This is a genomic window from Streptomyces capparidis, from assembly GCF_054782095.1.
Genome location: NZ_BAAGTD010000003.1, coordinates 151,868 through 175,763, shown reverse-complemented (window position 1 = coordinate 175,763; position 23,896 = coordinate 151,868). Strand labels below are relative to the sequence as shown.

General features: G+C 75.3%; 18 protein-coding genes and 1 riboswitch. Of the genes, 9 read left to right on the top strand and 9 right to left on the bottom strand.

What is annotated here, in order from left to right:
- Nucleotides 1-107 precede the first annotated feature (107 nt).
- Entirely contained in the window at nucleotides 108-989 is an 882-nt protein-coding gene (locus ACYVO2_RS04195; protein WP_461006185.1) for a zf-HC2 domain-containing protein, read from the bottom strand.
- A 14-nt stretch (nucleotides 990-1,003) separates the two neighbouring features.
- A complete protein-coding gene (locus tag ACYVO2_RS04190) occupies nucleotides 1,004-1,564 on the bottom strand; it encodes an RNA polymerase sigma factor (RefSeq protein WP_461006184.1) in 561 nt (186 codons plus the stop codon).
- 93 nt (nucleotides 1,565-1,657) lie between these two features.
- Here ACYVO2_RS04190 and otsB point away from each other — a divergent pair, with 93 nt between their 5' ends.
- On the top strand, nucleotides 1,658-2,524 hold the full coding sequence (gene otsB, locus ACYVO2_RS04185; RefSeq protein ID WP_461006183.1) for a trehalose-phosphatase: 867 nt from the start codon (nucleotides 1,658-1,660) through the stop codon (nucleotides 2,522-2,524).
- Between the two features lie 92 nt (nucleotides 2,525-2,616).
- Nucleotides 2,617-4,077, top strand: a complete 1,461-nt coding sequence (locus ACYVO2_RS04180; protein WP_461006182.1) for an alpha,alpha-trehalose-phosphate synthase (UDP-forming) — start codon at nucleotides 2,617-2,619, stop codon at nucleotides 4,075-4,077.
- A gap of 54 nt (nucleotides 4,078-4,131) precedes the next feature.
- On the opposite strand, the gene ACYVO2_RS04175 is transcribed toward ACYVO2_RS04180, so the two are convergent.
- Complete coding sequence (locus ACYVO2_RS04175; protein WP_461006181.1) at nucleotides 4,132-5,127, bottom strand: glucosyl-3-phosphoglycerate synthase; 996 nt, start codon at nucleotides 5,125-5,127, stop codon at nucleotides 4,132-4,134.
- Between the two features lie 226 nt (nucleotides 5,128-5,353).
- Nucleotides 5,354-5,496, top strand: a riboswitch (SAM riboswitch).
- Between ACYVO2_RS04175 and thrC the strand changes: the two genes are divergently transcribed.
- The 4 genes from thrC to groL all read left to right on the top strand — a co-directional run bounded on the left by thrC (nucleotide 5,490) and on the right by groL (nucleotide 10,190).
- Nucleotides 5,490-6,851 (top strand): threonine synthase, encoded by a 1,362-nt coding sequence (gene thrC / locus ACYVO2_RS04170; protein ID WP_461006180.1) that lies wholly within the window; start codon nucleotides 5,490-5,492, stop codon nucleotides 6,849-6,851. Its footprint overlaps the riboswitch before it by 7 nt.
- A complete protein-coding gene (locus tag ACYVO2_RS04165) occupies nucleotides 6,848-7,126 on the top strand; it encodes a MoaD/ThiS family protein (RefSeq protein WP_461006179.1) in 279 nt (92 codons plus the stop codon). Before thrC ends, ACYVO2_RS04165 begins: the two co-directional genes overlap by 4 nt.
- Before the next feature lie 577 nt (nucleotides 7,127-7,703).
- Entirely contained in the window at nucleotides 7,704-7,907 is a 204-nt protein-coding gene (locus ACYVO2_RS04160) for a cold-shock protein (RefSeq protein ID WP_018386095.1), read from the top strand.
- Nucleotides 7,908-8,561: 654 nt separating this feature from the next.
- Nucleotides 8,562-10,190, top strand: a complete 1,629-nt coding sequence (gene groL, locus ACYVO2_RS04155; RefSeq protein WP_461006178.1) for a chaperonin GroEL — start codon at nucleotides 8,562-8,564, stop codon at nucleotides 10,188-10,190.
- Nucleotides 10,191-10,302: 112 nt separating this feature from the next.
- Here the strand turns inward: groL and murQ are convergent, their stop codons facing one another.
- Together murQ and ACYVO2_RS04145 are read right to left on the bottom strand one after the other, a co-directional pair.
- On the bottom strand, nucleotides 10,303-11,247 hold the full coding sequence (gene murQ / locus ACYVO2_RS04150) for an N-acetylmuramic acid 6-phosphate etherase (protein WP_461006177.1): 945 nt from the start codon (nucleotides 11,245-11,247) through the stop codon (nucleotides 10,303-10,305).
- Nucleotides 11,248-11,276: 29 nt separating this feature from the next.
- A complete protein-coding gene (locus tag ACYVO2_RS04145; RefSeq protein ID WP_461006176.1) occupies nucleotides 11,277-12,221 on the bottom strand; it encodes a MurR/RpiR family transcriptional regulator in 945 nt (314 codons plus the stop codon).
- Between the two features lie 1,254 nt (nucleotides 12,222-13,475).
- On the opposite strand from ACYVO2_RS04145, the gene ACYVO2_RS04140 reads away from it, so the two are divergent.
- Together ACYVO2_RS04140 and ACYVO2_RS04135 are read left to right on the top strand one after the other, a co-directional pair.
- Nucleotides 13,476-15,149, top strand: coding sequence for a hypothetical protein (locus ACYVO2_RS04140; RefSeq protein ID WP_461006175.1), 1,674 nt, complete (start codon nucleotides 13,476-13,478; stop codon nucleotides 15,147-15,149).
- Nucleotides 15,142-15,555, top strand: a complete 414-nt coding sequence (locus ACYVO2_RS04135; protein ID WP_461006174.1) for a hypothetical protein — start codon at nucleotides 15,142-15,144, stop codon at nucleotides 15,553-15,555. The genes ACYVO2_RS04140 and ACYVO2_RS04135 overlap by 8 nt, the downstream gene beginning before the upstream one ends.
- A gap of 159 nt (nucleotides 15,556-15,714) precedes the next feature.
- Here the strand turns inward: ACYVO2_RS04135 and ACYVO2_RS04130 are convergent, their stop codons facing one another.
- On the bottom strand, nucleotides 15,715-16,374 hold the full coding sequence (locus ACYVO2_RS04130; protein ID WP_461006173.1) for an HD domain-containing protein: 660 nt from the start codon (nucleotides 16,372-16,374) through the stop codon (nucleotides 15,715-15,717).
- 82 nt (nucleotides 16,375-16,456) lie between these two features.
- Here ACYVO2_RS04130 and ACYVO2_RS04125 point away from each other — a divergent pair, with 82 nt between their 5' ends.
- The gene (locus ACYVO2_RS04125; protein WP_461006172.1) at nucleotides 16,457-17,200 is read left to right on the top strand and encodes a copper homeostasis protein CutC; all 744 of its coding nucleotides are present in this window, start codon (nucleotides 16,457-16,459) and stop codon (nucleotides 17,198-17,200) included.
- A 23-nt stretch (nucleotides 17,201-17,223) separates the two neighbouring features.
- Here the strand turns inward: ACYVO2_RS04125 and ACYVO2_RS04120 are convergent, their stop codons facing one another.
- From ACYVO2_RS04120 to ACYVO2_RS04110, 3 genes are all read right to left on the bottom strand, one after another.
- The gene (locus ACYVO2_RS04120) at nucleotides 17,224-19,299 is read right to left on the bottom strand and encodes a HelD family protein (protein ID WP_461006171.1); all 2,076 of its coding nucleotides are present in this window, start codon (nucleotides 19,297-19,299) and stop codon (nucleotides 17,224-17,226) included.
- A gap of 265 nt (nucleotides 19,300-19,564) precedes the next feature.
- The gene (locus ACYVO2_RS04115) at nucleotides 19,565-21,220 is read right to left on the bottom strand and encodes a DNA repair helicase XPB (protein WP_461006170.1); all 1,656 of its coding nucleotides are present in this window, start codon (nucleotides 21,218-21,220) and stop codon (nucleotides 19,565-19,567) included.
- Between the two features lie 135 nt (nucleotides 21,221-21,355).
- On the bottom strand, nucleotides 21,356-23,827 hold the full coding sequence (locus ACYVO2_RS04110) for a helicase-associated domain-containing protein (RefSeq protein ID WP_461006169.1): 2,472 nt from the start codon (nucleotides 23,825-23,827) through the stop codon (nucleotides 21,356-21,358).
- Nucleotides 23,828-23,896: the final 69 nt, after the last annotated feature.

Below are 23,896 nucleotides of genomic sequence, written 5' to 3'. Positions count from 1 at the left end.
CCCGGCCGGTGCGGCCGGGTGCGGGGGCGTGTCCGCGGGGGTGTCCGCGGGGAGTGCGCCGAGGTGGGAGAAGGGGGACGGGGCGCCGGGCGCCGGGGCCGGCGGGCTCACCGCGGGTACCCGGCGCCGAGCGGCACGGCGCCGCGCGCCATGCGGTCGAACCTGTCGCGCAGCGCCAGCACCGCGACCGCGGCGGCGATCGTCGCGGCGGCGGCGGTGAGCTGCCCCTCCGCCGTGAACGGCACCGACGTGCCCGACGTCAGCGGCCCGCCCACGACCACCAGCAGCCACACCACCCCCACCAGGGACGGCGCGGCCACCGGGCCCAGCCGGGGCATCAGCGCCAGGCCCGTCGCGGTCAGCGCCAGCGCGGGCAGCAGCCAGCCCAGCGCGGCCGGGCCGAACGAGGGCAGCGCCAGGCTCGCCGCGGCGCCCAGCACCGTGGTCGTGGCCAGCACCGCCACCGTGCGCACCAGCAGCAGCCGGAACATGTGCGTCGGCGCCACCACCGCCATCTCGTACGTCGGGTCGATGCCCGGGCCGAACGACACCGCGACCCCGGCGGGCGGCAGCAGCGGCAGCGCCGCCAGGAACAGCAGCGCCGCCCGGTCGCCGCTCACCACGTTCGCCGCCAGCACCGTCACCAGCAGGGTCAGCGCCACCGCGGCCAGCCACGAGCGGCGCAGCACGGGCGTGGCCGCGAGCAGCCGCGCCACGTCGTCGGGCACGCCCAGGCGCAGCAGCGCCGACTCGGCGAACCCCGGCCGGGGCGCGTCCAGCTCCGCGTCGATGCGGGCCCAGCCCCGCTCCAGCAGGCCGGGCGCGGCGTCCGTCAGCCGCCGGCGGCAGTGGCCGCACGCGGCCAGGTGCGCGTCCGCCGACCACAGCCGGGGCGCCTCCAGGCCGCCGCCGGCGTAGGCGCGCAGGTCGTCGTCGGGCAGGTGCCAGCGGCGCGGGGAGCCCGCTCCGCCGCCCTCCGGGGAGTTCATCGGGGAGGTCTCCTTCACGTCAGGTCCGCCCGCAACTGCCTGCGGGCCCGCATCGCCCGGGTCTTGACGGTGCCCGGCGGGATGCCCAGCAGCACGGCGGCCTCCCGGGTGGTCAGGCCGTCGATCACCGTCGCCTGGAGCACCGAGCGCAGCTCGGGGGACAGCCGCGCCAGCGAACCCGCCAGGTCGCCGTGCTCCACCCCCACCAGCACCTGGTCCTCCGCCGACGGCTCCTCCCGGCCGCGCAGCCGCGCCAGGGCCTGCCGCAGCCGGCCCCGGGCGCCCTCGCCGCGCAGCGCGTCCACCAGCCGCCGCGAGCCGATCCGCCACAGCCAACCGGCGACGTCGCCGTCCTCGCGGAAGCGCGCGGTGCCCCGCCACACGGCGAGGAACGTCTCCTGCACCACGTCGTCCACCAGCGCCGGGTCGGCGCACCGCCCGCGCAGCCGCAGCGTCAGCCACACGGCGTACCGGCGGTACAGCTCCTCGAAGGCCCGGCGGTCCCCGTCCACGGCGGCACGCACCAGCTCGGCGTCACCGGGCGGCTCGGGCCCACCGCGGGCTCCCCCGCTCATCCTCGTCACACCCCCTCATCGCAACGGGAGGGGCGAACGGTTCTCCGGGGGCGCCCCCGGCCGCCTCCGCCGCCCCCCGATAGGCTCGCCCGCATGGCCCGCATTCCGACCCCCACCACTTCCGAGGGCGAGGACGCGCTCGCCGCGCTGCGGGGCGAGCCGCGCCGCGCCGTGGTCGCCCTGGACTTCGACGGCACCCTCTCCCCGATCGTCCCCGACCCCGAGCAGGCCCGCGCGCACCCGGGCGCGGTCCCGGCGCTGGCCAGGCTGGCGCCGCTGGTCCGCTCCGTGGTGGTGATCACGGGGCGGCCCGCCGACGTCGCGGTGCGGTACGGCGGCTTCGCGGGCGTCCCGGGGCTCGAGCACCTGTGCGTGCTCGGCCACTACGGCGCCGAGCGCTGGGACGCGGCCACCGGCGAGGTCACCGCGCCCGGTGCGCACCCGGGCGTGCGGGCGGCGAAGGCCGAGCTGCCCGGCCTCCTCCGCGGGCTGGTCGCCGACCCGGAGCTGCTGTACCTGGAGGACAAGGGCGGCCGGGCGGTCGCCGTGCACACCCGCCGCGCCCGGGACCCCGAGGCCGACTTCGCCCGGCTGAAGGAGCCGCTGCGCGAGTTCGCCGGGCGGCACGGCCTGGTGCTGGAGCCCGGCCGGATGGTGCTGGAACTGCGCCCGCCCGGCATCGACAAGGGCGTGGCGCTGACCGGGTACCTGCGCGAGACCGGCGCGGGCTCGGTGCTCTACGCGGGCGACGACCTGGGCGACCTGGCCGCCTACGGCGCCGTGGAGCGACTGCGCGGCGAGGGGCTGCCCGGGCTGCTGGTGTGCAGCGGCGCCACCGAGGGCGCCGAGCCCACCGTGGCCGAGCTGGCGGCGCGCGCCGACGTGGTGGTGCCGGGCCCCGCGGGCGTCGTCGCCCTGCTGGACGCGCTCGCGGACGAGCTGGAGTCCGGCGCCGGCTGAGCGCCGCCGGCGCTCCCGCGCGTGGGCGAGAGCACACCCCCGGAGGTGGGCGCGCACGTTTGTGCCCCGCCGGTGCTGGCTAGGCTCGCGGCATGGTCACCTCGCGCTCAGCCCGGATCCTGGTCGCGTCCAACCGTGGACCCGTGTCGTTCCGAGAAGAGGACGACGGCACCCTCTCCTCCCGCCGGGGCGGCGGCGGCCTGGTCTCCGGCCTGTCGGCCATCGGCCCGGACACGAACGCCGTGTGGGTGTGCGCCGCGCTGTCCGACGCGGACCGCCGCGCCGCCCGCGAGGCCCCCGAAGGGCGGCTCGACGCCGCCGGCCACGACACCAACGGCCAGGCCGTGCGCATGCTCGACATCGAGCCCGGCACGTTCCACCGCGCGTACAACGGCGTGGCGAACTCCACCCTGTGGTTCGTGCACCACCTGCTCTACGACACCCCGCTCAACCCCGTCTTCGACGACGGGTTCCAGCGGGAGTGGGACTCCTTCGAGGCGTACAACGCGGCATTCGCCGACTCCCTCGCGGCCGAGGCGGCCGAAGGGGCCGCCGTCCTGGTCCAGGACTACCACCTGGCACTGACACCGGCCCTGCTGCGCGAGCGCCGCCCGTCCCTGCGGATCGGCCACTTCTCGCACACCCCGTGGGCGCCCCCCGAGTACTACCGGCTGCTCCCGGACGACGTCGCGCGCCGGGTGCTGACCGGCGTCCTCGGCGCGGACCGGGCCGCGTTCCTCACCCGCCGCTGGGCCGGGGCCTTCGCGGACTGCTGCGAGCAGGTGCTCGGCGCCCGCGTCGAGCGGCCCGCGGACGGCGACATCACCGTCACCCACGAGGGCTGCACCACCCGCGTCGGCGTGCACGGCCTCGGCGCCGACGCGGAGTTCCTGCGGGAGCGCGCCCACCGCCCCGACGTGGACCAGCGGCTCGCCGCGCTGCGCGAGACCGTCGGCGACCGCCGGGTGATCGTCCGGGTGGACCGCACCGAGCTGTCGAAGAACATCGTGCGCGGCCTGCTCGCCTACCGCCACCTGCTGCACACCAGGCCGCAGTGGCGGGGCCGGGTGACGCACCTGGCGTTCGCCTACCCCTCGCGGCAGGACGTGGCCGTCTACCGGGAGTACACCGCCGAGGTGAGCCGGGTCGCGCAGGAGATCAACGACGAGTTCGGCACCGCGTCCTGGCAGCCGCTGGTGGTGCACGTGGACGACGACTTCCCGCGCTCGCTGGCCGCCTACCGCATGGCCGACGTGGCCCTGGTCAACCCCATCAGGGACGGCATGAACCTGGTCGCCAAGGAGGTCCCGGTGGTCTCCGACCGGGGCTGCGCGCTGGTGCTGTCCCGCGAGGCCGGGGCCGCCGCCGAGATGGCGCAGGACGCGCTGATGGTCAACCCGTACGACGTGATCGGCACCGCCGAGGCCCTGCACGAGGCCCTGTCCATGCCCGAGGAGGAGCGCGCCGCCCGCTGCAAGCGGCTCGCCGCCGCCGGCGCCGCCCTGCCCCCGCAGCGCTGGTTCCTGGACCAACTGGAAGCCCTGGGGAACTGAGCCCGGCACCGCCGCCCGGGGGCGGGGCTCCGCCCCCGGGCGGCGGCGCCGGGCTCACACCGCCGTCGCCGCCCGGTGCCCGCGGTACTCGGGGACGGTCACCATCGGGGGCCGCTCCCTGGCCATCACCTCGTGGGTGCGCGCCGCGAAGCCGCCGTCCGGGTGCCGCTCGAACTGGGTGAGCAGCGGCGACACCGGGGCGCCGCCCACGGCCAGGCGGCCCGAGCGGGCCAGCCGCTCCAGCGCCGTGCGGTAGATCGTCGCCGCCATCCGGCCCAGCGCCCGCCCGTCCTGGTGCCTGTGGTGGCGCACGCCCACGTCCACCTGCGCCAGGCGGTCCAGGCCCACCGTCTCCAGCGCGTCCACCAGCAGCCCCAGCTCCACCCCGTAGCCGCACGGGAAGGGCAGTCGCTCCAGCAGCGAGCGCCGCGCCGCGTACTCCCCGCCCAGCGGCTGCACGAACCCGGCGAGCGCCGGCCAGTGCAGGTTGAGCAGGGGCCTGGCCACCAGCTCGGTCACCCGGCCCCCGCCGCCGGGCACCACCGCGCCCCCGCTCTCCAGCGGGCGGTCGTACATGGCCTTGACGAAGTCCACGCCCGGGTCGGTCAGCAGCGGCCCGACGATGCCCGAGACGAACCGGGAGTCGAACTCGCGCAGGTCGGCGTCCACGAAGCAGACGATCTCCCCGCGGGTGGCCAGCAGCGACCGCCACAGCACCTCGCCCTTGCCCGGCACTGCGGGCAGCCGCGGCAGTATCGCGTCGCGGTGCACCACCCGCGCCCCGGCGCGCGCCGCCACCTCGGCCGTCCGGTCCGTGGAGCCGGAGTCCACCACCACGATCTCGTCCACCAGCGGCACCCGCTCCACCAGGTCCCGGCGGATCGCCGCCACGATGTCGCCGACGGTCCGCTCCTCGTCGAGCGCGGGCAGGACGACGCTGACGGTGCCCTCGTGCCCCGCCGCGGCCTTGGCCCTGGCCAGCAGCTCCAGCGGCCGGTCCGCGGTGGACCAGGACCGCCGGGCCAGCCAGCGGTCCACCTCGTCAAACACGTGCGGGCTCCCTACGGGTAGTGCGTGCGCCGCGCCCCGGTGCGGCACTGTGATCGATCTCGCGCTTCGGACGGTCCTGACCAGTGTGCGGGCCATCGGTTACAGTCTTGAAAACGTACCGCCGCGAACGAAACGGCGGTGCGGTCGCCTGCGGGGCAGGTGCGGCTTCCACCGCACTCGCGCTCCCGGCGGCAGGACAAACACACCCCACCCGGGGTGTCATACCAGCTCATCCAGAGGGGCAGAGGGAACGGCCCGTTGAAGCCCCGGCAACCCTCCAGCCGGTCTTGCGACTCATCGCGCGAGGCCCCGGCGGGGAAGGTGCCAAGTCCGTCCTGCGGCGAAACGCGCCGCCAGGGAAGATGAGGAGAAAGGGCCTCGCTTTGGCTACGCCGACCTTCAGCACGCACGCCGGAACCGCCGCGGCCGCCACCTCCGCGGGCGCGCGAACCGGAACCAGCACCTCCGGTACGGTCGCCCCGTTCGGCCCGGCCACCGCCCTGTCCTGCCGCGAGTGCGGCGAGCGCGGCGAGCTCGGCCCCGACTTCGCCTGCGCCTCCTGTTTCGGGCCCCTCGAGGTCGCCTACGACTTCGGCTCCGCCGACCCCGAGGCGCTGCGCGCGCGGATCGCGGCCGGGCCCGCCAGCATCTGGCGCTACGCCCCGCTGCTGCCCGTCCCCGCCGACGTGGCCACCCGGCCCAACCTCAACCCGGGCTGGACCCGTCTGGTCGAGGCCCGCAACCTCGCCCGCGAGCTCGGCGTCACCGGCGGCCTGCACGTCAAGGACGACTCCGGCAACCCGACCCACTCCTTCAAGGACCGGGTCGTGGCCATCGCCCTGGAGGCCGCCCGCACCTTCGGCTTCACCACGCTGTCCTGCTCCTCCACCGGCAACCTCGCGGGCGCGGTGGGCGCCGCCGCGGCGCGCGCCGGGCTGCGCTCGTGCGTGTTCATCCCGCACGACCTGGAGGCGGGCAAGGTCGTCATGGCCGCGGTGTACGGCGGCGACCTGGTCGGCATCGAGGGCACCTACGACGACGTGAACCGCTTCTGCTCCGAGCTGATCGGCGATCCGATCGGGGAGGGCTGGGGCTTCGTCAACGTCAACCTGCGGCCGTACTACGCCGAGGGCTCCAAGACCCTCGCCTACGAGATCTGCGAGCAGCTCGGCTGGCGGATCCCGGACCAGCTCGTCATCCCGATCGCGTCCGGCTCCCAGCTCACCAAGATCGACAAGGGGCTGCGGGAGCTGATCGCCCTCGGCCTCGTCGAGGACCGGCCGTACAAGATCTTCGGCGCCCAGGCCACCGGCTGCTCCCCGGTCTCCGCCGCCTACCGCGACGGCCACGACGTGGTCCGCCCGGTCCGGCCCGACACCATCGCCAAGTCCCTCGCCATCGGCAACCCCGCGGACGGCCCGTACGTGCTGGACATCGTCCGCCGCACCGGCGGCGCGGTGGAGGACGTCTCCGACGCCGAGGTGGTCGACGCGATCAAGCTGCTCGCCCGCACCGAGGGCGTCTTCGCCGAGACCGCGGGCGGGGTGACCGTCGGCGTGCTGCGCAAGCTGCTGGAGAGCGGCCGGCTCGACCCCGCCGCCGAGACGGTGGTGCTCAACACCGGTGACGGCCTGAAGACCCTCGACGCGGTGGCCCCCACCACGGGCCCGACCGCCACCATCCGCCCGACCCTTGACTCGTTCCGAGAGGCTGGCCTCGCATGAGCGTTTCCGTTCGCATCCCGACCATCCTGCGCACGTACACCGGCGGACAGGCCGAGGTGACCGCGGAGGGCGCCACCCTCGCCGAGGTCCTGGACGACCTGGAGGCCCACCACGCGGGCATCCGCGCCAGGATCCTGGACGACACGGGCAAGCTGCGCCGCTTCGTGAACGTGTACGTCAACGACGACGACGTGCGCTTCTCCGACGGGCTCGGCACCCCCACTCCGGACGGTGCCGGCGTCTCGATCATTCCCGCCGTGGCCGGGGGCTGCTGACGCGCCTGGTTCTCCCCATTCCGCTCCGCTCTCCCTGCTGTCCCGATCGCCCCGCCCGCCGTTCCCGCGCCTCCCCCGTTCGAGGGGAGCCGCGGACGGCGCGCGGGGCGGTTGCTTGTTACGGGATCGAGGCGCGATAGAGTGAGCCGACGGCAGGCGCGCGCCACAAAAGACACACCCTGCCCCGACGGGCACGGCGCATCGCAGATCCGCACTGGAGTTCTTGTACCGCCGCACCAGTGTTCAAACCCCTTCGAGGGCAAAGGCCGCGTTCCCCGGTGATCCGCGGGGGTGGAGCCGCCCCGGGCGTTGCGCGAGTCGCGTGAAGATACGCCCGAACCGGGGGTGTTGATTGTGCGGTTAGGTCTTTTATGTCTGGTCCAACTTGCCCTGGTTCATGGGGACTTGGTCACTTTCAACCGTTCCGGCTCGCTCAGAATTCTCGTCCGATTGACCTGTTGCGCAGGGCATCTGGACAGATACATTCAGCGGCGGTCGGCGCGTTCCGAGGGAGACACGACGACCCGGATCCGCGGAGTGTGGATCCGTGAAAGGGCCAGTAATAGGGGAGTTTGGAATGGCTCAGGGCACCGTCAAGTGGTTCAACGCGGAGAAGGGGTACGGCTTCATCGCGGTCGACGGTGGTGCGGACGTGTTCGTCCACTACAGCGCGATCCAGATGGACGGTTACCGCACCCTGGAAGAAGGCCAGCGGGTCGAGTTTGAGATCTCGCAGGGTCAGAAGGGGCCGCAGGCGGACATGGTCCGCGTGACCGGCTGAGCCTTCCGGGCTCCGCAGCGCCGTAAACCCCCCGGTCAGGGCAGCGCTCGCACGGCTTGTCCGCACGGGCGTGAAAGGGTGGGTTTCGGCCCCCACTCCGGGTCGCAGACCCGGAAGGCGACGGCACGGCCCACGGGCCGCACGGCGTCAGGGGGTTATGGGGGACGGCAACAAACGGTCTTCTGCTGCGAAGGACCCGCACTCCTACGGGGGTGCGGGTCCTTCTTTGCTTGGGGGCGGGGCACGGCCGGCGCGGCGGCTCGGAGCGGGCTCCGGGGCGGCCGACCCGGCCAGCCCCACCGGTCGCCCACCCCCGTCAAGGGGCCCTCGCACGTGGCTCGCGCAGGGGGTCGTCCCCATCGGAGTAGCTTGCGCCCGCCCGTCGCCCCACCCACCGCCCCATCGGTCGCCCATGGCCGTCAAGGCACCCTCGTACGTGGCTCGCGCAAGGGGTCGTCCCCATCGGAGTAGCTTGCACTCGCGGGGGGCGAGTGCTAATCATTGCGTTAGCACTCTGAAGGTGAGAGTGACAACGAGGACCGGGTGGGTGAGGCCCAAGCCGGCGACGGGAAGGAACGTCGCGGCCGGGGCCGTCCGTCGCGGGCGCCAGCGCGGTCCGGAGCAATCCACCCCGCTTTGGGAGGACCACTTCACATGGCCAAGATCATCGCGTTCGACGAGGAGGCGCGGCGCGGCCTCGAGCGCGGTATGAACCAGCTCGCCGACGCCGTCAAGGTCACCCTGGGCCCCAAGGGCCGCAACGTCGTCCTCGAGAAGAAGTGGGGCGCCCCCACGATCACCAACGACGGTGTCTCCATCGCCAAGGAGATCGAGCTCGAGGACCCCTACGAGAAGATCGGCGCGGAGCTGGTCAAGGAGGTCGCCAAGAAGACGGACGACGTCGCCGGTGACGGTACGACCACCGCGACCGTCCTCGCCCAGGCGCTCGTCCGCGAGGGTCTGCGCAACGTGGCCGCGGGTGCCAACCCGATGGCCCTCAAGCGCGGCATCGAGCAGGCCGTCGAGGCCGTCTCCGAGCAGCTCCTGAGCCTGGCCAAGGAGGTCACGACCAAGGAGCAGATCGCCTCCACGGCCTCCATCTCCGCCGCCGACACCCAGATCGGCGAGCTGATCGCCGAGGCGATGGACAAGGTCGGCAAGGAAGGCGTCATCACCGTCGAGGAGTCGCAGACCTTCGGCCTGGAGCTCGAGCTCACCGAGGGCATGCGCTTCGACAAGGGCTTCGTCTCCGCCTACTTCGCCACCGACATGGAGCGGATGGAGGCGGTCTTCGACGACCCCTACATCCTGATCTGCAACTCCAAGATCAGCTCCGTCAAGGACCTGCTCCCGCTGCTCGAGAAGGTCATGCAGTCCGGCAAGCCGCTGCTGATCATCGCCGAGGACATCGAGGGCGAGGCCCTGGCCACCCTGGTCGTCAACAAGATCCGCGGCACCTTCAAGTCCGCCGCGGTCAAGGCCCCCGGCTTCGGCGACCGCCGCAAGGCCATGCTCGGTGACATCGCCATCCTCACCGGTGGCACCGTCATCTCCGAGGAGGTCGGCCTCAAGCTCGAGAACGCGAGCCTGGACCTCCTGGGCCGCGCCCGCAAGATCGTCGTCACCAAGGACGAGACCACGATCGTGGACGGCGCCGGCGACAGCGAGCAGGTGCAGGGCCGGGTCAACCAGATCCGCGCCGAGATCGAGCAGTCGGACTCCGACTACGACCGCGAGAAGCTCCAGGAGCGCCTCGCCAAGCTGGCCGGCGGCGTGGCCGTCATCAAGGCCGGCGCGGCCACCGAGGTGGAGCTCAAGGAGCGCAAGCACCGCATCGAGGACGCGGTGCGCAACGCCAAGGCCGCCGTCGAGGAGGGCATCGTCGCCGGTGGTGGCGTGGCCCTGCTCCAGGCTGCCGCCGCGTTCGAGAAGATCGACCTCGAGGGTGACGAGGCGACCGGCGCCCAGATCGTGAAGCTGGCGCTGGAGGCCCCGCTGAAGCAGATCGCCGTGAACGCCGGCCTCGAGGGCGGTGTCGTGGTGGAGAAGGTGCGCAACCTGACCCCGGGCCACGGCCTGAACGCCGCGACCGGCGAGTACGTCGACCTGGTGGCCGAGGGCATCATCGACCCGGCCAAGGTGACGCGCTCCGCGCTCCAGAACGCCGCCTCCATCGCGGCGCTGTTCCTCACCACCGAGGCGGTCATCGCCGACAAGCCGGAGAAGGCCGCGGCCGGTGCCGGCGCGGGCGGCGGCATGCCGGGCGGTGACATGGACTTCTGATCGGCCCTGGCCGGTCGTCGTCCGAGCAGGACAACGCTGGGCGGCACCCCCTCGGGGGTGCCGCCCAGCGGCTTTTCCCGGCCCGCCCCGCCTGGCCCCGTCCCGGGGCGGCTCAGCCTCGCGCCGACGCCACCTGGAGTGCCGCCCGCAGGTGCCCCCGCGACGCGGACAGCAGCGCCGCCGCCTCCGCGGCGCCGACCCCGGCGAGGATCACCAGGATGGCGTTCTTCACCTCGCCGTCCGTGGCGGCGAGCGCCGCCTCGATCTCGTCCTCGGGCGCGCCCGTGGCGAGCGCGACGATCCGCCGGGAGCGGGCCCGCAGCTTGTCGTTCGACGCGCGCACGTCCACCATCAGGTTCCCGTAGGTCTTGCCCAGGCGGATCATGGTGATCGTCGAGATCATGTTGAGGACGAGCTTCTGGGCGGTGCCCGCCTTCAGCCGGGTCGAGCCGGACAGCAGCTCGGGCCCGACCACCACCTCGATGCCGTGCTCCGCGGCGGCGGCCAGCGGCGAGCCCGCGTTGCAGGACAGCCCCACGGTGAGCGCGCCCAGCGCCCCGGCGTGCCGGACCGCGCCGAGCGCGTACGGGGTGCGCCCCGAGGCGGACACGCCGACCACGGCGTCGTCCGGGGTGAGGCCCAGCGCGTCGAGGTCGGCGGCGGCCAGGTCGGCGCGGTCCTCGGCGCCCTCCACCGAGGTGACCAGCGCCCCGGGACCGCCCGCGATCAGGCCGACGACCTGCCCCGGCGCGGTGTTGAACGTCGGCGGGCACTCGCTGGCGTCCAGCACGCCGAGCCGTCCCGCGGTGCCCGCGCCCGCGTAGACCAGGCGGCCGCCGCGGGCCATCCGCTCGGCGACGGCGTCGATCGCGGCGGCGATCCGGGGCAACTGCGCGGCCACCGCCGCGGGCACGCCCGCGTCCTCGCCGTTCATCAGCTCGGCGATCTCCAGCGTGGGCAGCCGGTCGATCCCGGCGAGCTCGGCGCGGTGCGCCTCGGTGGTGAGGGAGTCCAGCTCACGGCGCAGCCTGGCCTGTGCGTCGTCGGTCGCGGTCATCGGTCGGGGCTCTTTCCCCCTCACACGGCTCACAGGCGGGGCGGGGCGGCGCTGTGCCGGTGGGTGAGGGCTTCGTAGGAGGCGGACAGGGCGGGCGCCGCGGTGTCGTAGGTGCGCTGGGCGACGCCGATGAACAGGCAGTCCACGACGAGCAACTGGCTGGTGCGGCTGGACATCGCGGCGGGGCGCAGCTCGCTCTCCCGGCCCGCCGCCGTGGTCAGGACGATGTCGGCGTAACTGGCGATCGGCGCGTCGGGGCGGCTGGTGATGCCGATGGTGGTGGCTCCCCGGTCGAAGGCGACGCGCAGGGGTTCGATGACGTCCACCGTACTGCCGGAGTGGGAGATGCCGACGGCGACATCCCCGGGGCGCAACTGGACGGCGTTGGTGACCGCCAGATGCGGGTCGGAGTGACAGTGTGCCACCAGGCCGATCCGCAGCAGCTTCTGGGCCAGGTCCTGCCCGACCAGGGCGGAGGCGGCTATGCCGTAGACGTCCGTGCGGCGGGCGGAGGCCAGCGCGGCGACGGCCGCCTCCAACTGGCCGGTGTCCAGTTGCGCCGCCGTGTCGGACAGGCAGAGCTGCTCCTCCTGCGCGAGCTTGGCGACCACCTCGGGCAGCGGGTCGTCCACGGTGATGTCGGCGGTGACCGAGGGGGTGACGCCCGCCTGCTGCTGCGCGGCCAGGGCGGCCAGCGCCAGGCGAAGATCGCGGTAGCCGGGGTAGCCGAGGACCCGCGCGGTGCGCACCACGGTCGCCTCGCTGGTGCCGGTGCGGTGGGCCAGCGCGGTGACGGTGAGCTGGGCGCACCCGGCGGGGTCGGCGGCGACGGCCTCGGCGACGCGCTGCATGGAGCGGGTCATCGTCGGCGCCAGACTGCGCACCCTGGCCCGCAGCACGCCCGGGGCGGGCGAGGGGGCGGGCTCGGGTGCGCCGGTGAAAGTTTCCTTCGCGGCAGGACCTGTGTGACCCATGTGCCGAAAGCTATTTTCGTTGGCGGGTCCGGGTCAACCCTGGGCGGACGCGGGGTGGGGGGCGCGGGGCGTGGGGCGGGCTGGTGGGCGGCCGGCGGGTGGCCGGGTGGGTGGTTGAGTGGATGGTCGAGTGGTCGAGTGGTCGGATGACCGAGTGGTCGAGTAAGCGGGGATCGAGTGGTCGGGTGGCCGAGTGACAAGGTGACCGAGTGACGGGTGGCCGGGTGGCCGGGTGGCCGGGCGGCGAGGGCTGGTTGGGCGGCCGAGGGCTGGTTGGGCGGCGGGGGCGGCAGGGCAGATGGGCGGAGCACCCGACCGTCACCAGACCTCCACCCGCCCGGCCCTCGCCCCCCGGCTTCCAGCCTCCGGCCCTGAGCTCCCGGCTTTCGCCTCCCGGCCTCCACCCCCCGGTTCCCGGCTTCCCCCTTCCCCCTTTCGCCTGCCGCCTCCGGCCTGCCGCCTGCCGCTTCCGGCCTGCCGCCTTCCGGCCTCCGGCCTCCGGCCTCCCGCCTTCCGGATCCCGCCTGCCGCCTCCGGCCTCCCGGCTTCTGCCTCCCGGCCTCCCGGCTCCCGGCTTTCACCTGCCGCCTGCCGCCTGCCACCTGCCGCCTGCCACCTGCCGCCTGCCGGCTCCCGGCTTCCGACCTCCCGGCTTCCGACCTCCCGCCTTCCGGCCTCCGGCCTTCCGGCTCCCGGCTTTCACCTGCCGCCTTCCGGCTCCTGCCTGCCGCCTCCCGGCTTTCGCCTCCCGCCTCCCGACCCCGGCCGCCCGGCCGGCCATTCACCCGGCCGGGCGCCCGACTCTTGGCCGTTCGTGGCCGGCCGGTGGCCGGATGGGCTCGCGGATCAGGCTGGAGCCGCTGGGCGGACCGGCCTCGGGGCGGATGCCGAACCTGTTCTCGGCGCACCGGCCGCGCACCGGCTCGGTACCGGCTTCGGGGCGTCGCGGTGAGGGCGGGTCTTCCGTTCGCGCCCCCTCGCACGCCCTTTCGTACGCCTGTGCGCTCTGGTGGGCAGTGTTCGGCTATTTACGCTGCGTGATGAGCGGGCGGAGAATGGAGGCGGGGAGAGGACGGGGGGTGAGGCGCCATGACGGCGTCCTTCGGGCATGGCGGGGGCGGTCCCGGCGGCAGTGGACCGGGCAGCGGTGCTCCGGGCGGTGGTTTCGGTGGCGGGCCGGGTGGAACGGGCGGGGGGCCGCCGCCCGCCGCGCCGCCGGGTCCACCGGAGGACTGGACCGCCGCCACGCGGTACATGTGCGCGGGCGCGTACCTGGACGAGAGCTTCGCCCGGGCGGTGGTGGACGAGCTGCGCCACGAGCGCTTCCGCGCCTGCGCCCCCTCCTACGGGGTGGACCTGGCCCTGGTGCGCTCGCACGCCGAGCGCGCGCTGAGTGCCCTCGGCCGCAGGGACGCCGCCGTGGCCGCCGCGTTCCTCGGCTCGCTGATCCTGCTGCCCGTGGCCACGCTCACCTACTGGTTCATCGCGCTGTTCCAGGACGGCAAGGCGTCGCGGCGCGTCCCCGTCCCCCGGGCCCGGGCCGGGCGGCCGGGTGGCAGGCCGGGCTCGGGAGCGGCGCGGGAGCTGGTGCTCACGCTGCTCTCCCAGGGGTTCGTGATCGGCGTGGTGGCCTACTTCTCGATGGCGGTGCCGCTGCCCTGGCTGCGGACGGACCCGTGGGTCGCGGTCATCCTGGCTCTGGCCCTGCTGCTGGCCTGCCCGTGGTTCCTCACCTGGGAGCAGCGCAGGACGGCCTGGCGGATCATCAGGGAGGAGCTGACCCTGGCGGCGTTCCGGGCCTCCGGCGCCCGCCGTACGGACCCGGCGGCCGCGGGCCTGCCGCAGTCCGCGGTCGGCGGCGACGCGAACCTGATCGTCTACAGCGGCTACCGCCCGTTCGTCGGCGCGGGCGACGAGGTCACCTCGTGGTCGGTGGCCACCCGCCTGGTGCCCGAGGGGGAGGATCCGGCCGCGGTGCCGGAGCCCGCCCCGGTGCCGTTCGGCGCGGGAGCGCTGGTGGAGCGGCTGACCGCGGACCTGGGCAGGCTGCGGGCGGCCACCTCGATGTCGGCGGACGGCATCGCCGGGCTCGACATCACCGAGAAGGTGTTCGTCAACGGCGCCGAGCTCAAGCAGAACGGGGTGCTGAGCCCGGCGGAGTTCTGGCCCGGCCACACCGGCGGCGTCCCGGAGGCGCGGCCCGCGGACACCCTGCCGCCGGGGCGGGTGGCGGCGGTGCGCGGGCGGGTGGACGGGCCGGTCAGGCACTGCGTGTGCGTGCAGGTCCGCAGTTGGGGGACGGACCTGGTGCTGTCGGTGTTCGCGCAGATAGCGGTGAGCGGCGGCACCCTGTACCTCCAGGCCGACACGCTGGTGCTGCCGCCGATCAGGGAGGAGTACCGGGTGGCGGACTCCCTGGCCAGGCCCGAGCTCACCGACGAGACGCTGCACCTCGTGGCCGAGTCCCTGCGGCAGAGCAGGTCCGTGTTCGGCGGCGCCCTGTTCAACGCGGTCGGGGACCTGCTGGAGGGCAGGCGGCGCAGACGGGCGGAGGAGGAGCAGCGCTGGGCGATCCAGCACGACAGCCGCTACGACTTCGGCGCCCGGGTGAGCCTGCGGGAGGTGGCCGGATCCCACAGCTACCGGAACTACTTCCAGCGGGTCGACGTCTCCCGGATCGGCAAGCAGATCGAGCTTCAGGTCCTCGGCACGGTGACGGCGTTCCTGACCGAGCACGGTCTGGACACCAGCGACCTGGTCGAGCGCAGGACCATGATCCTCAACAACGGGATCATGATGACCGGCGGGTCCATGTCCGGCGCCATCGCGGCGGGCGCGGGCGCGGCGGCGGTGTCCACGCCGACCGGCGCGGGCAAGAGCGGCGCGAAGGCCGCGGGCGCGAGCGGAAGGAGCGCATCCGGTGGCTGACGGACAGCAGGGCGGCGGCCCGCAGACGAACCACGGCATCGTCATCGGCGGCAACGCCAGGGTCGGCGACTCGGCGATGGCGGCCGGGCCCGGCGCCTTCGCCCAGCGGACCGGCGGTGGTGAGGAGGCGGCGCTCGCGGCCCGGGCGGCGCTGGCGGCCGTGGCCGCGCTCAGGCAGCGGCTGGAGGAGATGGAGCGCGCGTCCGACGACGCCCTGCCCGCCGAGCGCCGCCGGGCCGCCCTGGAGGAGACCGCCGCCCTGGAGGGCGAGCTGGCGTCGGGCGAGGCCGACGAGGAGCAGGTCACCGGCCGCCTGCGCCGCCTCCACGCCCTGGCGGCCGGCACCACCGCCCTGACGGGTCTGCTCACGGGAGTCCAGGAGGCGGTGCGGGCCGTCCTGGGCTGACCCGGGAGAGGACGCGGGCTCGGGCCGGGTGGGGTCGCCGTCCGCCGCCGACCGGGTCTTCCCTGTCACCGACCGGGTCTCCCCTGTCGCTGGCGGGGCCTTCCGTGTCGCCGGCGGGGCAGCTCCTGTCGCCGTCGGGGCCGCCCGGCGCCCGTGGCCTCAGCGCTCCAGCAGGTCCAGTTCCGTGGCCAGGTTGCGGCGGGCCGTGGTCTCCCAGCGGGAGCGGGCGGTGGCGGTGCGGAACAGGTGGGGGAGGGCCAGCAGGGCGCGGAGGATGTCCGCGCGGGCCGGGCGGAAGACGTCGTCGGGGACGAACGCGTACTCCTCCCGCACGGCCGCCGCGTACCGGGCGTACTCGGCGGGGCCGCCGCCCAGCACCGCCAGGTCCGCGTCGCACAGCACCTCGCCGTCCCGGTCGCCCGCCGCCGGGTCGTGGGTGACGGTGAGCCGCACCAGCCGGGCCACCTCGGCGACCCGCGGCGCCGGGACGCCGGCCTCGGTCAGGGCGCGCTCGGCCAGGCGGGCGCTGCGCTCCTCGTTCTCCGAGCGCTCCGGCAGGTACACCGCGTCGTGGAACCACGCCGCCAGGCGCACGGTGTCGGGGTCGGCGGCGTGCCCGGCCAGGTCGTCCACGTGGTCGAGCACGGTGCGCAGATGGTCGGTGCCGTGGTGGCGGCGGTGCGGCTCGGCCCACGCCGCGAGCAGGCGCGCGCCGTAGGCGGCGGGGTCACCGGCCGTGCCGCCGGCGCGGGTGAGCAGTTCGTTCCAGCGGGCGAGGAGCGATTCGTGAGCGGGATGGGTCGCGGACATGCGCGCCATTGTGCCGGGGCGGCACCCGGTGGGCGGTGCGGCGGGTGAGGCCGTCTCACGCGGAGCGGGCGTCTGTGGCAGGCTTCGCTATATGTCTAGACCAATGGCCGCCGGAGTGGCGGTGGACCGGCCGGGGAGCACGGTGCCGATGTTCGAGGTGATCGCGGTCAGCGTGGACGACGCGCTCGCCGCACGCGCCGGAGGGGCGGACCGGCTGGAGGTGGTCGCCGACATGGCGGCGGACGGCCTGAGCCCGTCCCGGGAGGTGTTCGCCGGGATCAGGGCCGCCGTCGACCTGCCGCTGCGGGTGATGCTGCGGCTCCAGGACGGCTTCGCCGCGGGGGACCTGGAGCAACTGTGCGCGGTGGCGCGGGGGCTGTGGGCGGAGGGGGCGCGCGAGTTCGTGTTCGGGTTCCTGCGCCCGGACGGCTCCCTGGACACCGGAGCCGTCCGGGCGGTGCTCGACGCGGTGCCGGGCTGCCGCTGGACGTTCCACCGCGCGCTGGACCACGCGGCGGACCGGGCCGCGGTGCTGGCCGGGCTCGCCGGGCTGCCGGGACTCGACACCGTCCTCACCGCGGGCTCGCCCCGCGGCGTGGACCACGGCCTCGGCACCCTGCGCGCCGAGGCGGCCGGGCCCGCCGCCGGGACCGGGCCCCGGGTGCTGGTCGGCGGCGGCCTGCGCACCGACCACCTCCCGGCCCTGCGCGCCGCCGGGCTCGACGCCTTCCACGTCGGCGGGGCGGTGCGGGCCGGCGGCTGGGACGCGCCGGTGGACCCGGCGGAGGTCCGCCGCTGGCGGCAGTTGCTGGACGCCCCCGCGGTGCTCGCCTGACGGCGGGGCGGGTGGACGGCCCGTCAGGCGGGCGGTGCGGCGAGCCGCTCCGGCAGCGGGGCGGCGTGCACCACGGCCAGGCCCGACACGGCCCGGGTGAGCACCACGTACAGGCGGCGCAGCCCCGTGCGCTCGTCCGGTTCGCCGTCCACCACGGCGGCCGGCTCGTCCAGCACCACGTGGTCGTACTCCAGGCCCTTGGCCAGCGACGCGGGAACGAGGGTCAGCCGGGAGGACGCGGAGGTCTCCTCGCCCGGCGCGAGGTGCGGCAGCCCGGCCGCGTCCAGCGCCGCCGCGAGCCCGGGCACCCGGGCGTCCGCCGCGATCAGGCCCACCGAGCCCTCCCGGTCCAGCGCCCGACGGCAGGCCGCGACCACCGCGCCGTCCAGCTCGCCCGGCTCCACCCGGCGGACCACCAGGTCGCCGGGCGAGGTGCGCACCGACGTGGCCGGGGTCAGGTCGGGGGCGATGGCGGGCAGCAGCCGGGAGGCGAAGGCGATCACCTCCCGGGGCACCCGGAAGCCGCGGGTGAGCTCCTCCACCCGGGCGTCCGGCTTGCCCAGGTGGGCCAGCGCCTCCGCCCAGGACCCGGTCGCCCACGGCGTGGTGCCCTGCGCGATGTCACCGAGCACCGTCGCCGAGCCGGTGGTGCAGCGCCGCCCCACCGCCCGGTACTGCATGGGCGACAGGTCCTGCGCCTCGTCCAGCACCACGTGGCCCAGGCTGGGCGTGCGCTGCACCAGGTCGCGGACCTCGTCCACCAGCACCGCGTCCGCCGCCGACCAGGGCGCGGTGCGCACCCCGCGGGCGGGCCTGGACCACAGCAGGAGCTTGCGCTCGTCCTCGTCCAGGATCCCCTCGGCGCACTCGGCGAGGAAGTCGGCGTCGGACAGCAGCCGCAGCACCAGCTTCGCCGGGTCCACCGGCGGCCACAGCGCGTTCACGGCGTCCTTGACCGGCTTGCTGCGCGCCACCGCGTCCTGCACCCGGTCGTCCGGCGCCTCCCCGGCCTGCTCCATCTTCACCAGCACCGTGTGCGCGATCCGCTGCGGCAGCGCCTCCCGCGCCGCCCCGTACCTGATGTCGCGGTCCAGCAGCTCCGCCACGATCGGCTCCAGCTCGTACACCGGCACCCGCCACCGCCGGGAGCCGCGCACCACCACCAGGCCCTCCGTGGGCATCCGCACCCCCGACCGCACGGCCCGCCGCAGCACCTCGGCCATCCGCGCGTCGCCCTTGAGCCGGGCCGTCCCGGCGGTGTCCTCCCCCCGGACCGGGACGTGCGCGACCAGCTCCTCGACGGTGGCCTGCGCCACCTCCAGCTCGCCGAGCGCGGGCAGCACCTGCTCGATGTAGCGCAGGAACGACCGGTTGGGGCCGACCACCAGCGTGCCCGCCCGGGCCAGCCGCTCCCGGTGCGCGTACAGCAGATACGCCACCCGGTGCAGGCCCACCGCGGTCTTGCCGGTGCCGGGGGCGCCCTGCACGCACACCGTGCCGCCGACGTCGGCGCGCACGATCTCGTCCTGCTCGGGCTGGATGGTGGCGACGATGTCCCGCATGGGGCCGACGCGGGGCTTCTCGATCTCGGCCTGGAGCAGGGCGCTGTGCGCGGCGTCGCCGTCGCCGTCCGCCGGGTCGGTGAGGTGCTCGTCCTCGTAGGCGGTCAGCTCGCCGCCGGTGTACCCGAAGCGGCGGCGCAGCCGCACGTCCATGGGGTCGGTGCGCGACGCCCGGTAGAACGGCTGCGAGACCGGCGCCCGCCAGTCGATCACCATGGGGTCGCCGTCCTTGTCGTGGACGTGACGGCGGCCGATGTAGAACCTGCCGCCCTCGGCGCCCTCCGCGAGCTCCCCGCCGGGCGGGTGCCCGTAGTCGAGGCGGCCGAAGAACAGCGGGGTGTCGGCGAGATCGGCGAGTGCCGCGATGCGGCTCTCCACCTCGCGGCGCAGGACCTCGGCGTTGACCCAGTTGCCGGTGACGTCGGTGAGGTCGAGCGCCTCGGCGTCGGCGCGCATGGCGCGCAGCGCGGCACGGGACGAGGCGAGGTGGGCGCGTTCGCGGGACAGGGGATCGGCGTCGGGGGCGTGCGCGGGCACGGTGCGGCCTCCACGGCAGGGCACGGCGGGACCCGGCGGGGTCCGCGGTGCGGGTGGACACGTCAGGACGCCGCCCGATTGCCGTCCGGGCGGCCCTCCCGGAAGAGGTCCGGGGGAGGCAAGGGCGGAGAGTCTAGCCCGCCCGCGGAACGGGGTCGAAGCATTTTCCGCGCCCCCGCGCCCGCTCGCCCCCGCGCCCCTCCGCTCCGTCCCGCGCCCCCCGCGCTCCCCGGCTCCGCCCCCGCCCCCCACAGCTCCGTGTCCCCTACAGCTCCGTGTCCCCGGCCAGCAGCTCGTCCGCGTCCACGATCCGGTAGGCGTACCCCTGCTCGGCGAGGAAGCGCTGGCGGTGGGCGGCGAAGTCCTGGTCCACGGTGTCCCTGGCCACCACCGAGTAGAACCGGGCCGCGCGGCGGTCCGCCTTGGGCCGCAGCACCCGGCCCAGGCGCTGGGCCTCCTCCTGCCGGGAGCCGAAGGTGCCGGACACCTGGATGGCCACGGCCGCCTCGGGCAGGTCGATGGAGAAGTTCGCCACCTTCGACACCACCAGCACCGACAGCTCCCCGCTCCGGAAGGCGTCGAACAGCTTCTCCCGCTGCGGGTTGGTGGTGTCGCCCTTGATCACGGGTGCGTCCAGGTGCTCGGCCAGCTCGTCCAACTGGTCGATGTACTGGCCGATCACCAGGATCTGCTCGCCCGCGTGGCGGCGCACGATGGCCTCGGTGACCCGCTGCTTGCTCGCCGTGGTGGCGCAGTAGCGGTACTTCTCCTCCGGCTCGGCGGTGGCGTAGGTGAGCCGCTCGTGGTCGGTGAGGTTGACCCGCACCTCCACGCAGTCGGCCGGCGCGATGTACCCCTGCGCCTCTATCTCCTTCCACGGCGCGTCGAACCGCTTGGGCCCGATCAGGGAGAACACGTCCGACTCACGGCCGTCCTCGCGCACCAGCGTCGCGGTCAGGCCCAGGCGGCGCCGCGCCTGGAGGTCGGCGGTGAACTTGAACACCGGGGCGGGCAGCAGGTGCACCTCGTCGTAGATGATCAGGCCCCAGTCCCGGGAGTCGAACAGCTCCAGGTGGGGGTAGACGCCCTTCCGCTTCGTCGTCATCACCTGGTAGGTGGCGATGGTGACGGGCCTGATCTCCTTGCGGGTGCCGCTGTACTCGCCGATCTCGTCCTCGGTGAGCGAGGTGCGGCGCACCAGCTCGTGCTTCCACTGCCGGGCGGAGACGGTGTTGGTGACCAGGATCAGCGTGGTCGCCTTGGCCGTGGCCATCGCGCCCGCCCCGACCAGGGTCTTGCCCGCGCCGCACGGCAGCACCACCACCCCGGACCCGCCGTGCCAGAAGCCGTCCACGGCCTGCCGCTGGTAGGGGCGCAGCGCCCAGCCCTCCTCGGCGAGCTCGATCGGGTGCGCCTCGCCGTCCACGTACCCGGCCAGGTCCTCGGCGGGCCAGCCGAGCTTGAGCAGCACCTGCTTGATCTGGCCGCGCTCGGAGGGGTGCACCACCACGGTGTCGGGGTCGATGCGGGCGCCGACCAGCGGGGCGACCTTCTTCGACCGCAGCACCTCCTCCAGCACCGGCCGGTCGGTGCTGGACAGCACCAGGCCGTGCGCGGGGTGCTTGTGCAGCGTCAGCCGCCCGTAGCGGGACATCGTCTCCGCGATGTCCACCAGCAGCGCGTGCGGGACCGGGTAGCGGGAGTGGTTCACCAGGGCGTCCACGACCTGCTCGGCGTCGTGGCCCGCGGCCCGGGCGTTCCACAGCCCGAGCGGGGTGACCCGGTAGGTGTGGATGTGCTCGGGCGACCGCTCCAGCTCGGCGAACGGCGCGATGGCACGCCGGCAGTCCTCGGCCTTGGGGTGGTCCACCTCGAGCAGCAGCGTCTTGTCGCTCTGGACGATGAGCGGTCCGTCGTTCACGCACTGGCCCTTTCCGTCAGCGATGAGCCAAACCACAAGTCTGCCTGATCGCGGACGGGAAGCGGGGCGGTCGGTTACCCGACGGCGGGGAGGAGCGAGGGGCCGACGGCGGGGACGGCCGTCAGCGCGGCCCTCTCACGGTGCCTCCTCCTCCAACTCCGCCACCCCCGTCACCCGGTGGAGGGCGAAGGTGCGGACCTCGTCGGTGGTGTGGTCGTACGCGGTGACGAAGCCGCCCTCCACGCGGACGGGGGCGATCAGTCGCTGGGTGGCGGCGCCGTCGGTGTTGACGTAGCCGATCCACAGGGTCTGCCCGGCCAGCACCGCGGCCTGCACCGTGGCGAGGGTCTCGGCCGCGGCGGAGCGGGGCAGGCCGCCGGGGGTGGGGGCGGGGACGGACGGGCGGCGCCTGGCGGTGGAGGCGCGGTCGCCGGCGCGGATCGCGGTGAGGGCCGCGCCCAGCAGCGTCTCGTCCGGCTCCGGCGGGCCCTCGGCGACGGGCGCCGGAGCGGAGCGGGGCGGGGTGCGGTACGACTCGGGCCGGGCGACCAGCACGTCGCCGTGCTCGGACTCGGCGGCCGGGGCGTACCCGATCTCCCGCAGCCGCTCCAGCAGCGCCCCCGGGTCGCTGCGCGCGGCCAGCACGGTGGGGGCCAGCCGCCGCAGGCCGAGCCCGGCGCAGCGTCGGTCGGCGAGCAGCTCGGCGAGCAGCGCGTCGTCGTCGCAGCGCAGATAGGCCGAGGCGGCGCCGACCCGCAGCCGCCCGTGCCGCCTGGCCACGTCGTCCACGAGGTAGGCCAGCGGCTGCGGCACCGGGGTGCGGGAGTGCTCGGCGAGGAAGGCGTGCAGCTCGGCGGCGGTGCGCCCGGCGTCGAGCGCGCGCCGCACCGACTCGGGCGTGAACCGGTACACGGTGGCGCCGCCCTTGGACTCCACGTCGGCGGCGACGGCCAGCTCGGCGGCGAGCCGCGGCAGCAGCGGGCCGGGGGCGACGGCGGTGAGGTCGGCCTGGAGCAGCACGTGGTCCAGCGGCTCGGGCAGCAGCGGGCCGAGCGCCGCCGCGGCCGGGCCGCCGTCCAGCAGCGCCCTGCCGTGCCCGGCCAGCGCCCCCCGCCCGGTGACGCCGAGCAGCTCGGCCTCGGCCAGCGCCCACCGGGCGAGCCGGTCCCGCAGCTCGCCCGCCGCGCCCCGCAGCGGCCGGTCCCAGCGCAGGCGCTCCAGCAGCTCCCCGGGGTCGGCGCCCGCACCCGGGGGCAGCGAGGCGAGCAGGCCGAGCAGATGGCGGCGGACCGCCGGGGCGAGCGGCCGGTCCAGGTCGGGGCCGAGGGCGTTCAGCACCCGGCCCTTGGCGTCCTTCTCCCCGGCGAGCCCCGGCACGCGGGTGCCGGTGAGCCAGGCGGCGGCGAGCCGCTCCCAGCGCTCCTCGGCCGGCAGCCGCAGCCACTCGTCGTGGGCGGGCGTGGGCGCCCAGCGCTCGTCGGCCTCCCCGTCGGAGGCGAGCAGCCCGGCGGCGTAGGCGAGTTCCAGCCAGAACGCGGCGGTGCTCTCGCCGGTCTCCAGGGCGGCGGCGGTGCGCTTGAGGTCGCGCACGCCCAGGCCGCCGGCGCGCAGCACCGGCGGCCCCCCGGTGTCCCAGCCGGCGAGCAGCTCCTCGACGGTGCGCACGGCGGTGAACGCCTGCCCGGCCGCGCCCGCGTCCACGGCGGCGGCCGTGAGCGGGCGCGGGGCGAGCGCGGGCGGCTCGGGCCGCAGGTCGCGGTGGGCGCGTCCGCCGCGCAGGTGCAGGGCGACCTCGCGGGGCAGGACGACGGTCCTTGGCCCGGCGGGCAGCAGCAGGCCGCGGGCGAGCAGCCACTGCACGGGCGTGGCCGCCTCGGCGGCGCGCACGCTCCCGGCGCGGGCGTCGGTGGACACCTCCCCGTAGGGCGGGCCCCAGGTCAGCTTGGCCAGCACGTCCCTCGCCTCGCGCGGCGCCTGCCCGAGCAGGTCCTCCATCCGGGGACGGTCCCGGAACAGGGCGGTCAGGGCGGCCACCGCGCTGACCGGGTCGTGGGTGGCGGGCAGCCCGGCGTCGGCGAGGATCTCCTGGAACCGGCCGGGGGAGATGCCCGCGGACGCCTCGGCGAGGGTGGGGCCAAGACCGGTGGGCGAGGGGGCGTTCGGGGCGGGCGCCAGCAGGTCGCGGGCGGTGCGCACCAGCCGGAACCGCTCCCGCCCGCCCCAGACCAGCGCCCGCTCCCGCAGCGTGTCCAGCGCCCGCGCCACCGCGTCCTCGGCGGCGTCCGGCAGCAGCGCGGCGAGCTCGCCGAGACCGCAGTTGTCCGGCGCCACCGCGAGGGCCTCGGCGGTGGCGAGCGTGAACCGGTCCAGGCGCTCCAGGGCCCGCGCCACGGAGGCGCGGGTTCCGGCGCGGGTGGCGAGCTGTGTGAGATCGTTCGGTACGGGCGAGAGCAGGTCGGGCCGCGCCCGCAGCAGCGCGGACAGCGCCCGGTCGTCCCGGGCGCGCAGGTCCTCCGCCAGGGTGCGGGGCGCGGTGCCCGCGTCGGCGCGGCCCTCCTCGGTCCGCCCCTCCCCGGTCCGCCCTGCCTCCGTGCGCTGTGTGCTCATCCGCTCCACACTAGCCGCCCGTGGGCCCGCGGGTCCCCCCGGCGTACGGCCCCGGTCGGGCCGCGGCCC

Excerpts from the sequence above, each read along its gene's own strand:
- ACYVO2_RS04195 (WP_461006185.1), bottom strand. The coding sequence starts at position 989 with ATGAACTCCCCGGAGGGCGGCGGAGCGGGCTCCCCGCGCCGCTGGCAC.
- ACYVO2_RS04190 (WP_461006184.1), bottom strand. The coding sequence starts at position 1,564 with ATGAGCGGGGGAGCCCGCGGTGGGCCCGAGCCGCCCGGTGACGCCGAG.
- otsB (WP_461006183.1), top strand. The coding sequence starts at position 1,658 with ATGGCCCGCATTCCGACCCCCACCACTTCCGAGGGCGAGGACGCGCTC.
- ACYVO2_RS04180 (WP_461006182.1), top strand. The coding sequence starts at position 2,617 with ATGGTCACCTCGCGCTCAGCCCGGATCCTGGTCGCGTCCAACCGTGGA.
- thrC (WP_461006180.1), top strand. The coding sequence starts at position 5,490 with ATGAGGAGAAAGGGCCTCGCTTTGGCTACGCCGACCTTCAGCACGCAC.
- ACYVO2_RS04165 (WP_461006179.1), top strand. The coding sequence starts at position 6,848 with ATGAGCGTTTCCGTTCGCATCCCGACCATCCTGCGCACGTACACCGGC.
- ACYVO2_RS04160 (WP_018386095.1), top strand. The coding sequence starts at position 7,704 with ATGGCTCAGGGCACCGTCAAGTGGTTCAACGCGGAGAAGGGGTACGGC.
- groL (WP_461006178.1), top strand. The coding sequence starts at position 8,562 with ATGGCCAAGATCATCGCGTTCGACGAGGAGGCGCGGCGCGGCCTCGAG.
- murQ (WP_461006177.1), bottom strand. The coding sequence starts at position 11,247 with ATGACCGCGACCGACGACGCACAGGCCAGGCTGCGCCGTGAGCTGGAC.
- ACYVO2_RS04145 (WP_461006176.1), bottom strand. The coding sequence starts at position 12,221 with ATGGGTCACACAGGTCCTGCCGCGAAGGAAACTTTCACCGGCGCACCC.
- ACYVO2_RS04140 (WP_461006175.1), top strand. The coding sequence starts at position 13,476 with ATGTGCGCGGGCGCGTACCTGGACGAGAGCTTCGCCCGGGCGGTGGTG.
- ACYVO2_RS04130 (WP_461006173.1), bottom strand. The coding sequence starts at position 16,374 with ATGGCGCGCATGTCCGCGACCCATCCCGCTCACGAATCGCTCCTCGCC.
- ACYVO2_RS04125 (WP_461006172.1), top strand. The coding sequence starts at position 16,457 with ATGTCTAGACCAATGGCCGCCGGAGTGGCGGTGGACCGGCCGGGGAGC.
- ACYVO2_RS04110 (WP_461006169.1), bottom strand. The coding sequence starts at position 23,827 with ATGAGCACACAGCGCACGGAGGCAGGGCGGACCGGGGAGGGGCGGACC.